Origin of the sequence: Arcobacter rhizosphaerae (assembly GCF_049472155.1) — a bacterium.
Lineage (GTDB): Bacteria > Campylobacterota > Campylobacteria > Campylobacterales > Arcobacteraceae > Arcobacter_B.
On record NZ_JBMOVW010000004.1, the window covers coordinates 291,230 to 301,750 of the forward strand.

8 protein-coding genes and 2 rRNA genes are annotated in these 10,521 nt (G+C 31.8%); 4 read left to right on the forward strand and 6 right to left on the reverse strand.

Going from position 1 to position 10,521, the window contains the following annotated elements; translation table 11 throughout:
- Position 1: 1 nt before the first annotated feature.
- Positions 2 to 223, reverse strand: a complete 222-nt coding sequence (locus ACH5BH_RS08935) for a MoaD/ThiS family protein (RefSeq protein WP_404305814.1) — start codon at positions 221 to 223, stop codon at positions 2 to 4.
- A 70-nt stretch (positions 224 to 293) separates the two neighbouring features.
- On the opposite strand from ACH5BH_RS08935, the gene ACH5BH_RS08940 reads away from it, so the two are divergent.
- Together ACH5BH_RS08940 and ACH5BH_RS08945 are read left to right on the forward strand one after the other, a co-directional pair.
- On the forward strand, positions 294 to 953 hold the full coding sequence (locus tag ACH5BH_RS08940) for an MqnA/MqnD/SBP family protein (RefSeq protein ID WP_423298102.1): 660 nt from the start codon (positions 294 to 296) through the stop codon (positions 951 to 953).
- Positions 953 to 1,723: an undecaprenyl-diphosphate phosphatase gene (locus ACH5BH_RS08945; RefSeq protein WP_423298103.1), complete on the forward strand. Its 771-nt coding sequence runs from the start codon at positions 953 to 955 to the stop codon at positions 1,721 to 1,723. The genes ACH5BH_RS08940 and ACH5BH_RS08945 overlap by 1 nt, the downstream gene beginning before the upstream one ends.
- On the opposite strand, the gene ACH5BH_RS08950 is transcribed toward ACH5BH_RS08945, so the two are convergent.
- Together ACH5BH_RS08950 and ACH5BH_RS08955 are read right to left on the reverse strand one after the other, a co-directional pair.
- Positions 1,710 to 2,735: a UDP-N-acetylglucosamine--N-acetylmuramyl-(pentapeptide) pyrophosphoryl-undecaprenol N-acetylglucosamine transferase gene (locus ACH5BH_RS08950; RefSeq protein WP_423298104.1), complete on the reverse strand. Its 1,026-nt coding sequence runs from the start codon at positions 2,733 to 2,735 to the stop codon at positions 1,710 to 1,712. The two genes, ACH5BH_RS08945 and ACH5BH_RS08950, sit on opposite strands and share 14 nt — an antisense overlap.
- A gap of 8 nt (positions 2,736 to 2,743) precedes the next feature.
- Positions 2,744 to 3,982, reverse strand: a complete 1,239-nt coding sequence (locus ACH5BH_RS08955; RefSeq protein WP_423298105.1) for an FtsW/RodA/SpoVE family cell cycle protein — start codon at positions 3,980 to 3,982, stop codon at positions 2,744 to 2,746.
- 28 nt (positions 3,983 to 4,010) lie between these two features.
- Here ACH5BH_RS08955 and ACH5BH_RS08960 point away from each other — a divergent pair, with 28 nt between their 5' ends.
- Positions 4,011 to 5,885 (forward strand): peptidoglycan D,D-transpeptidase FtsI family protein, encoded by a 1,875-nt coding sequence (locus ACH5BH_RS08960; RefSeq protein WP_423298106.1) that lies wholly within the window; start codon positions 4,011 to 4,013, stop codon positions 5,883 to 5,885.
- A gap of 10 nt (positions 5,886 to 5,895) precedes the next feature.
- Positions 5,896 to 6,408, forward strand: coding sequence for a peptidylprolyl isomerase (locus ACH5BH_RS08965; RefSeq protein WP_404305826.1), 513 nt, complete (start codon positions 5,896 to 5,898; stop codon positions 6,406 to 6,408).
- Positions 6,409 to 6,491: 83 nt separating this feature from the next.
- Here ACH5BH_RS08965 and ACH5BH_RS08970 read toward each other — a convergent pair whose 3' ends face one another.
- The 3 genes from ACH5BH_RS08970 to ACH5BH_RS08980 all read right to left on the reverse strand — a co-directional run bounded on the left by ACH5BH_RS08970 (position 6,492) and on the right by ACH5BH_RS08980 (position 10,304).
- Positions 6,492 to 6,899 (reverse strand): hypothetical protein, encoded by a 408-nt coding sequence (locus ACH5BH_RS08970; protein WP_404305828.1) that lies wholly within the window; start codon positions 6,897 to 6,899, stop codon positions 6,492 to 6,494.
- A gap of 150 nt (positions 6,900 to 7,049) precedes the next feature.
- A 5S ribosomal RNA gene (gene rrf / locus ACH5BH_RS08975) occupies positions 7,050 to 7,165 on the reverse strand.
- 226 nt (positions 7,166 to 7,391) lie between these two features.
- Positions 7,392 to 10,304 (reverse strand): 23S ribosomal RNA (locus tag ACH5BH_RS08980).
- Positions 10,305 to 10,521: the final 217 nt, after the last annotated feature.

Below are 10,521 nucleotides of genomic sequence, written 5' to 3' on the forward strand. Positions count from 1 at the left end.
ATCATCCACCACAAACAGGAGGTAATAAAGAGATTTTATCTCCATCTTTTAAATCTACATCTTTACTAGATACTAAAGTATCATTGATTGCAACAGCACATGTTTCTAACCACGTTGAAACATCTTCATCACTTTTTAAAATTTCACTTAATTGTGATAAGTTATTAATTTCAAGTTCTAATGAATCTTTATTAATAGGTCCGAGAAATTCTACTTTAACCACTTTAACCCCTTTTTACATATTTTTAAGTATTATATCAAATTAAATTTAATAATAGGATGACATAAATCAAATGATATTTGCTAAAATTGATTTCATAAATCTATTACCATTTAATATATACATAAAAAAAAATATTAAATCTAATCAAATTAAATCTATAATAAACTACAAAAAATCTTATCCCTCAGCAATTAATAAAAGATTTAAAAAAAGAAAAGTAGATGCTGCTTTCATCTCATCAATTGCATCAAGGAATGAAAAAAAATTAAATCTTGGTATAGTAGCTAAGAATGATGTATTATCTGTATTATTAATTCCAGGTGAATATGAAAAAGATTATCAAAGTGAGACATCAAATGCTCTAGCAAAAGTTTTAGACCTAGAAGGAAAAGTAATAATTGGAGATAAAGCACTAAAATATTATCATACGACAAAAGATAAAAACTTTATTGATTTAGCACAACACTGGAAAGAAAAATATAATTTACCTTTTGTTTTTGCTGTATTATGTTTTAATTCAAATAAAAAACTCCTTACTAAAATAACAAAAAATTTTGATAAAAAAAAGATAAAAATACCTCAATATATATTGAAAGAATATTCAAAAAGAAGTGGAATATCACCTAATAATATTTTAGAATACTTAAATAAAATAGATTATGACTTAAATATAAAAGAAAAAAGAGCTTTAAAACTCTTTTTAAAACTTACAAAAGAAAAAGGTTTATAATGAATATATTAGATACTATCATTTTAGGTATCATTGAAGGTTTAACAGAGTTTTTACCAATCTCTTCAACTGGACATTTAATAGTAGCAAGTGAGTTTTTAGGATTAGAACAATCAAATGTAAATAAAGCTTTTGAAGTTATTATACAGTTTGCAGCTATACTAGCTGTAATTCTAAACTATCCATCAAAGTTTACATTTTCTCATATTAATTTATGGACAAAAGTATTGATTTCTTTTCTACCAATTGCAACAATTGGTTTTATATTCTCAGATCAAGTAAAAGCAATGTTTTCAATTGAAATAGTTGCTTGGATGTTTATAATTGGTGGTATTATTTTTTTAATAGTAGAAAAATTTTATGATGAAAATGAAACTCATACACATGATGTAGAAGATGTAACCTATAAACAAGCTATATGGATTGGTGTTGCACAAATTTTTGCTTTAATTCCAGGTACAAGTAGAGCAGGTTCATCTATTATTGGAGCAATGCTTGTAAAATTAAATAGAAAAGCAAGTGCTGAATTTTCTTTTCTTTTAGCTTTCCCTGTTATGTGTGCAACAACAGGATATGATTTACTAAAACATCATGAAGAACTTTTTGCCGCAGGTAATATAATAAATTTAGCTGTTGGTTTTGTAGTTTCATTTGTAGTAGCATACCTAGCAATAAAACTTTTTATTAAATTTTTAGAAAACTTTACTTTTATTGCTTTTGGTATTTACAGAATTTTATTTGGAATTATACTTTTAGCTATTTTTGTATAATATCACTTATAATATTTTCTACAGCATTAGGCTTAATTGAATTTTTAAGCCTAATACTTATTTCATTAATATCAATTTTATCAATAAGTTTTAAAAACTCATCTTCTTTTAAATCATCTTCCTCACAAATAAATGCCATATTCTTTTCTACTAAATCTTTAGCATTAAAATACTGATGATTCCCTGCTGCATACTTGTATGGTACAAAATAAGCAGGTAAACAGTTCGCACTCATTTCCCACAAAGTTGAAGCACCTGCTCTACTTATAGCAAAATCTGCTTCTCTCATTTTTTCTATAATATTTCTAGAAAAATCAAATACATCAACATCCAAATCATTTTTAGAGTAAAACTCTTTTACTCTCTTAAAATCATTTTTTCCTGTCTGATGAATAACTTTTATTCCTAGATTAATAAGAAAAGGTGTTAGCTTTAATGCAAAATCATTTATAGCTACTGCACCTTGAGAACCACCAAAAAATGCAATTGTTTTTATTTCACTTCTTATTCTTGCTTTCTCAAAAAACTCATTAGATACAGGATAATCTTTAATTGTAGAAAAATCATGAAAAGAAGAATAAACCTGCTTTGCAAATTTTGATGTTATTTCATTTAACTTTCCCATTTTAGAATTCTGTTCATGAATAAAAAGTTTTGTAAAAGGTTTAAAAATAGAAGCAAATGTTCCAGGTGCTGCAGAGAAACCTCCTACAGAAATAACTTTTGAAATATCATATTTATAATACAATCCTAGACAATATATTGTTTTTCTTAATATATTAAATAAAGATAAAATTTTACCTAAACCTTTTTTATTAACAACACCCTTTGTATCTAAAAAAACTTTTTTATATAACCTTTTATCATTTTCAAACCATAATTTATCTTGTCCATTTATTGAACCAATAAAAATAATATTAAATTCTTTCTTATAAAGCTCCTCAATAAACGCATCAGCTACTTTTAAATGTCCACCAGTACCACCACCTGTGACTACAATATTATTACTCATTTAAACTTTTACCTTTTTTCTTTTATATCTTCTTTTTCTACAACTCTACTTATAGATAATACTAAACCTAAAGCTAAACACATAGCAAGCATAGATGAACCACCATAAGATAAAAATGGAACAGCAATACCTTTAATTGGAATCATTCCTGAAATACCATAAGAATTAATCAAAAAAGCAATTATAATCATCAATGCAACCCCTAAAGTAAATAAGTGGTAAATAGGATTTTTAACTCTTCTGCTTATTTTAAATATTCTCCAAACAATAGTAAATATTAAACCAACTAAAATAACTAAACCAAGTAAACCAATCTCTTCTGTCATACCTGCTAATACAAAATCCGTATGAACCTCAGAAAGAAACCCTACTTTTATATCTCCATTTGAAATACCCTGTCCAAAAAAGCCACCATTATGCATTGCATTTAAAGAGTGGGATACTTGGTAAGGTTCTGGTAATTCATCAATCCTTAAATATCCTTCGGCCCAAGCAGGCATAACTGATAAAATTCCATCTTGTACCATAGCCCACCATGAGTATATTCTCTTTATTCTATGAGGTGCAGCTAAAATCAAACCTACTAATCCTATTAAAGCAACACCACCTAATACTAAAAATATCTTAAATGATCTATTAGCAAAAATAAGTAAAACAACTAAAATAACTCCTAATAAAACAACCTGTCCTAAATCTTTTTGTAAAAAAGCAACTATAAAAACAACTATAAAAAAAGTTAAAAAATATGGTGCTAATAATAAAGCTTCATCTTTTAAGCCAATTTTTTTAGGCTGATCAATAACTTTTCTATGAAATGACCAAGATAAAAAATATATAAAACCAATTTTAAAAAACTCTACAGGAGATAAAGAAAAACCTGGTAATCTTATCCATCTGTTAGCTCCACCTGAAGCACTAACCATTGAAGATGGTAAAATTGGCATAATTGCCATTAAAATAAAAAAAATTATAAAAAGTGTCATACCAACTTTATTTATTAATTTATCAGGATCTATTAAAGAACAAGCCCACATTAATAATATACCTATAATCCCCACAAAAGCCTGTCTAATAAAAAAATGAAACTGATTATAACCATAAAACTCAACTGTATAAATTGTAAGAGAATATGAAAAAATAATACTTGTAACAATTAATAAAGACACTAAAATAAATAGTGGATAATCGGCATTAACATTATTGATTTTTTTTTGTCGTGATTTAATATTTATTTTGTTAGAATACATACTCTATTATATAATATTATGGATAAATATGTCTTCAAACAATACCGAAAAAATTAATAAAACAAAAAAAATTGCAATTTTATTTATGCTTATATTTTTATTTTTATTAATTCTTCTATTATCAGTTTCAAAAACAATCTCTGATTATAGAAGATTACCAACATTACAAAGCGAGAAAAAAGAATTATCCGTAAGAGGAGATATAATAAGTGCTGATAATTTTAAAATAGCTTCATCAAAAAAATTATATAAAGCATCTATTGATACAAGACATTTAGCAAAAGATAAAAAAGAACTATTTTTAAAACTATTTTCAATTTATAGCAATATTCCTTACTCAAAATTAAAAACAAAACTTGAAAAAGATAAAACACCTGGATATTTAGTTTTATCATATAATATTGACTCAAGAACAGCTAAAAACTTAAAAGAATTAGCTTTTAAACTTAGAAAACTTGATGTTTTTATTTCAAGAAAAGTAAGAGGAGGAAAAGTCCTTAGAGGATTAAGTATAGTTGAAAGTGGAGAAAAAAGACTTTTTTCTTATGAAGATACATTAACACCCGTTATTGGTTATGTAAGAAAATATGAAAGTCAAAAAGGCAAAACAAGAGTTAAAGGTATCAAAGGACTTGAAAGAAGTTATAATAAAGTATTAAATGAATCAAAAGATGGAATACTAAAAGGAAATAGAGACGTATTATCATATATTTCATTTGATAATAACTCAATAATTAGAAAAAGAATTGATGGAGCAACATTAAAATTAAATATTCCACTTAAATTACAAAAAAATATAGAATTAACAATTGATAGATATAAGGAAAAACTAAATGCAGATGAAATAATTGTTTCAGTTGTAGAGAGTAAAACAGGAAAAGTTTTAAGTTTAGCATCTTCAAATAGATTTAATCCAGAAAATATAAAACAAAGTGATATTCCTTCATTAAACGTAAATGCAATAGAATATCAGTTTGAACCAGGTTCAATATTAAAACCAATTTCAATTGCTTTAGTTATGGACAAAGGAAAAATAAAAAAAGATGAATTGCTTTTTGCTTATAATACAAAAGGAAAACCAAATAAAAAAGGTGAATATCCAAAAGGAAAATATAAATTAGGTAGATATACTATAAAAGATGACCATAGATTCAAAAAACACTATTTAACATTAGATGACATTGTTATTTTCTCTTCAAATATAGGTACCTTACAATATGCTCAAAGATTAACAGGACCAGAATTTTATGAAGGATTAAAAAGCTTTGGAATAACTAAAGAAACAGGAATTGATTTACCTTATGAAAGAGAAGGTATAATGCCAAAAGTTTGGCAATTTGCTGCAGGAGATAAAGAAGGCGAAGATAATGTTTTTAAAGCTACTGTATCTTATGGACAAGGAATGACTTCAACATTTATGCAAATGATAAAAGCATACACAGTATTTCAAAATGATGGGTATATGATTACACCTAAAATTGTAGATTACTTAATCCATGATGGAAATAAATACAAACCTTATAAAGATCAACCTCAAAAAGTAATATCAAAAAAAACTGCAAGAGAAATTGAAAGATTATTAATAAAAACAGTTGAAGAAGGAACAGGTAGATCAGCAAAAATTGAAGGATTAACTGTTGGAGGTAAAACAGGTACAGCACAAATAGCAAGAAGAGGTAGATATTTAAAAAAATATATATCTTCTTTTTTTGGTTTTGTAAATGATGGTGAAAAATCCTATACAATAGGTGTAACAGTATTAAATCCAAACTCTACAGGTAGATATTGGTATTATCATTATGCTTCATGGTCAGCAGTTCCAGTATTTAAAGAAGTAACTAAAAATTTAATTAAATTAAACTATCTTACACCCAAAAAAGATATAATTTCAAATAAAAATTAAAAGGATATTAATGTTTGGTTTTGGAAAAAAAGAACTAAAAGAATATAACTATTCACAAGAAGAACTGGCAAAATTTAATTATGCGAAAGTTACAACAGATAACGGTAGTATTTGGATAAAACTATTTAATCAAGAAACTCCAAATACAGTTGCAAACTTTGCAACATTAGCAAATGAAGGTTTTTATAATGGTTTAAATTTTCACAGAGTAATTGATGGATTCATGGCGCAAGGTGGTTGTCCTGATGGAACTGGTGCAGGTGGACCAGAATGGGCTATTCCATGTGAAACATCAGCAGAAAAACAAATTCATAAAATAGGAAGCTTATCAATGGCACACGCAGGAAAAGATACAGGAGGTAGCCAATTCTTCATTTGTTTTGTTTCTTGTCCACATCTTGATGGAGCACATACTGTTTTTGGAGAAATAGAAGATGAAGATCAAGATAGCTTTGAAACATTAAGTCAAATATATCAAGGAGATAAAATAGTTTCTATTGAAATTTTTGAAAATAAAAACTAATTAAAATTTTATTTAAAGGATTAGTAATACATAAATATTTGTATTACACTCCTTTTATAAATAAGATAATATAAAATTTAATACTAAGAATTTTCTTTTAGAATTTTTTGTTTTAATTCATTTCTATAATCTATAAATTGACTATAACTTATATTCTGATTATGAAACATATTTAATAACTTGTAAGTTTCATCTACATACTTTGAAGGGATATCAACATTTTTTTGTATTTCATATTTCATAAAGATATCTTTTTTTTGTATATTTTCTAATTCTACATCTATATATTTTTTATTTATATCTGTGAATATACCTAAATATGAAATATCATTTTTAAGATATAAAGAAGAAGTAGTAGACTCTAAAAACAATTCCTCATCATTATCATTTATTACTTTTAAATTATATGATTCGTAATATTCTAATACTTCTCTTTTTAATTTTTCAAAAAATACATTTTGTTTTTTTACAATTAAAAAATGTTCTTTCATAATACTTCCTTTAAAAAGAAAATATTAGCAATTATAAGTTTAACGTAAAATAATAGGTAAAGGTAAAGAAAGTGGGCTAAAAAAAAAGCTTCTACCTAAAGGAACTGTAAAGAAGTTCAAATAGATAAAAGCTTTTAGATAAAACTCAAGAGCTGGCAGCGGCCTACGTTTCCACAAGTGAAACCTGCAGTATTATCAGCGATGAAGTGCTTGACTTCCAGGTTCGGAATGGGGCTGGGTATTTCCACTTCTCTATAACCACCAGCAATATGAGTATAAAAAGTTCAAATAAACTCTTTATACTCACATTAGGGTAATGAGTGTAAAGATAATGTTAAAGTCTTAAATGAGCTTCTTAAAAAGATGTTCATCTTTTCAAGGAAACGCTTTGTGAAACAATTCACACATTTATTAAGTAGTGTTCCCTTTAAAAAACAAGTTTTTTAAAGCAACAGATATATACTTAATAAGATAGTAAACCAAGAAATTTATTAAAAAAAGCCAAACGATCTATTAGTACTAGTCAGCTAAACGTCTTACAACGCTTACACACCTAGCCTATCAACCAGCTAGTCTTGCTGGGATCTTCAGGGAAAGTTCATCTTGAAGTTGGCTTCGAGCTTAGATGCTTTCAGCTCTTATCACATCCGTACATAGCTACCCAACGATGCCCTTGGCAGAACAATTGGTACACTAGTGGTACGTTCATCCCGGTCCTCTCGTACTAGGGACAAATCTCCTCAACTTTCCTACGCCCACGGAAGATAGGGACCGAACTGTCTCACGACGTTCTGAACCCAGCTCGCGTACCGCTTTAAATGGCGAACAGCCATACCCTTGGGACCTGCTCCAGCCCCAGGATGCGATGAGCCGACATCGAGGTGCCAAACCTCCCCGTCGATGTGAGCTCTTGGGGGAGATCAGCCTGTTATCCCCGGCGTACCTTTTATCCTTTGAGCGATGGCCCTTCCACACAGAACCACCGGATCACTATGACCGACTTTCGTCTCTGTTCGACTTGTATGTCTCACAGTCAAGCTAGTTTATGCCATTATACTCAACTGGCGATTTCCATCCGCCATGAACTAACCTTTGTAAGCCTCCGTTACTTTTTAGGAGGCGACCGCCCCAGTCAAACTACCCACCAGACATTGTCCTGGTATAAGATAATTATACACAGTTAGTAACTCAAATATTCAAGGGTGGTATCTCAAGGATGGCTCATCATATACTGGCGTCTATGAATCAAAGCCTCCCACCTATCCTGCACAAGAATATCCAAGCTACAGTGTCAAGCTGTAGTAAAGGTGCACGGGGTCTTTCCGTCTTTCCGCGGGTAGGAGGAATTTTCACCTCCACTACAATTTCACTGGATCCCTGGTTGAGACAGCTCCCATCTCGTTACGCCATTCATGCAGGTCGGTATTTAACCGACAAGGAATTTCGCTACCTTAGGACCGTTATAGTTACGGCCGCCGTTTACTCGGGCTTCGATCAAATGCTTCGCTAATGCTAACATCATCAATTAACCTTCGAGCACCGGGCAGGCGTCACACCTTATACATCCACTTACGTGTTAGCAAAGTGCTGTGTTTTTGGTAAACAGTCGGGAGGGACTCTTTGTTGCAACCTCTTTAGCTTTTGAGAGTAAATCTCTATACCAAAGTAGGCACACCTTATACCGAAGATACGGTGCTAGTTTGCAGAGTTCCTTAACCAGGGTTCTTCCACGCGCCTTAGAATACTCATCCCACCCACCTGTGTCGGTTTACGGTACGGGCAACAAATAATATACTTAGTGGCTTTTCTTGGCACGACAGTATCATCGATTCTCTATCTCCTCCGAAGAGTGTCAAGAGCCTGTAAGATCTCGGCTTCATGTAACCCGGATTTGCCTAAGTTACAGCCTACGTCCTTCGACCCACTATTCCATCAGTGTGCTCGATTAACTCTATGCGTCCCCACATCGCGCTTATTTGTTGGTATTGAAATATTAATCAATTTGCCATCGTCTACCCCTCTCGGACTCGACTTAGGTCCCGACTAACCCTACGATGACGAGCATCGCGTAGGAAACCTTGGGTTTTCGGCGAAGAGGATTCTCACCTCTTTTATCGCTACTCATGCCTGCATGCTCACTTCTATCCGCTCCAGCGCTCCTTGCCGGTACACCTTCAACGCTGAATAGAACGCTCTCCTACCACTCAAGTAAACTTGAGTCTAAAGCTTCGGTGCATATCTTAGCCCCGTTATATTTTCCGCGCAGAATCACTAGACCAGTGAGCTGTTACGCTTTCTTTAAAGGATGGCTGCTTCTAAGCCAACCTCCTGGTTGTCACAGTAACTCCACATCGTTTTCCACTTAGATATGACTTTGGGACCTTAGCTGTTAGTCTGGGTTGTTCCCCTCTCGACATAGGATTTTATCACCCTACGCCTGACTCCTGTGATTACACATATAGTATTCATAGTTTGATAGGGTTTGGTACCGCGGTAAGCAGCCCTAGCCCATTCAGTGCTCTACCCCTATATGCTACTACACAAGGCTATACCTAAATATATTTCGGAGAGAACCAGCTATCACGAAGTTTGATTGGCCTTTCACCCCTATCCACAAGTCATCCGAGGACTTTTCAACGCCCACCGGTTCGGTCCTCCACTGGCTCTTACACCAGCTTCAACCTGCTCATGGATAGATCACTTCGTTTCGGGTCTGCAGCATCTGACTAATTCGCCCTATTAAGACTCGCTTTCGCTACGGCTTCGTACTTGACTTAACCTTGCCAGACACCACAACTCGCAGGCTCATTATGCAAAAGGCAGTCCGTCACCCTGATAAATCATAGGGCTCCGAATGATTGTAAGCTAATGGTTTCAGGTTCTATTTCACTCTCCTCACTGGAGTACTTTTCACCTTTCCCTCACGGTACTTGTTCACTATCGATCTGTAAGTAGTATTTAGGATTAGAGGGTGGTCCCCCTAGATTCAGTCAAAATATCACGTGTTCCGACCTACTCAGGATACCATTAGAGCTATTGAAAATTTCGATTACAGGAGTATCACCTTCTATGCTATAGCTTTCCAACTATTTCTTCTATCTTCTTTAGTCTCATGTTATGGTCCTACAACCCCCAATGCAAGCATTGGGTTTGTCCTAATCCGCGTTCGCTCGCCGCTACTAACGGAATCTCATTTGATTTCTCTTCCTGTGGTTACTGAGATGTTTCACTTCGCCACGTTCGCCCCTCGAAAGGTAACATATATCTCTATATGCTGGGTTGTCCCATTCGGAAATCTACGGATCAAAACTTCTTGACAGTTCCCCGTAGCTTATCGCAGTCTAGTACGTCCTTCTTCGCCTCTTACAGTCTAGGCATCCACCATTAGCCCTTAATAGCTTATTTTTGTTGATAAAGTAATTTACATTACTTCACCGTTTTGAATAATTATTCCTTGGCTACTATCTTATTAAATATATTGCTACATCTAATAAAAAAGTTGTGTTTTTAAAATTGTTTCGTTTTTTAGTTTATATTTAAACTCTCATTTAAATATTCGCTAGAAAAATTTTAAGACTTTAACATTATGTTTTTAAATATCATATCCTTTATTTCTAAAGAA

What these genes read in the sequence shown, in the direction of transcription:
- ACH5BH_RS08945 (WP_423298103.1), top strand. Translation starts at nt 953, where the DNA reads ATGAATATATTAGATACTATCATTTTAGGTATCATTGAAGGTTTAACA.
- ACH5BH_RS08940 (WP_423298102.1), top strand. Translation starts at nt 294, where the DNA reads ATGATATTTGCTAAAATTGATTTCATAAATCTATTACCATTTAATATA.
- ACH5BH_RS08965 (WP_404305826.1), top strand. Translation starts at nt 5,896, where the DNA reads ATGTTTGGTTTTGGAAAAAAAGAACTAAAAGAATATAACTATTCACAA.
- ACH5BH_RS08960 (WP_423298106.1), top strand. Translation starts at nt 4,011, where the DNA reads ATGTCTTCAAACAATACCGAAAAAATTAATAAAACAAAAAAAATTGCA.
- ACH5BH_RS08970 (WP_404305828.1), bottom strand. Translation starts at nt 6,899, where the DNA reads ATGAAAGAACATTTTTTAATTGTAAAAAAACAAAATGTATTTTTTGAA.
- ACH5BH_RS08950 (WP_423298104.1), bottom strand. Translation starts at nt 2,735, where the DNA reads ATGAGTAATAATATTGTAGTCACAGGTGGTGGTACTGGTGGACATTTA.
- ACH5BH_RS08955 (WP_423298105.1), bottom strand. Translation starts at nt 3,982, where the DNA reads ATGTATTCTAACAAAATAAATATTAAATCACGACAAAAAAAAATCAAT.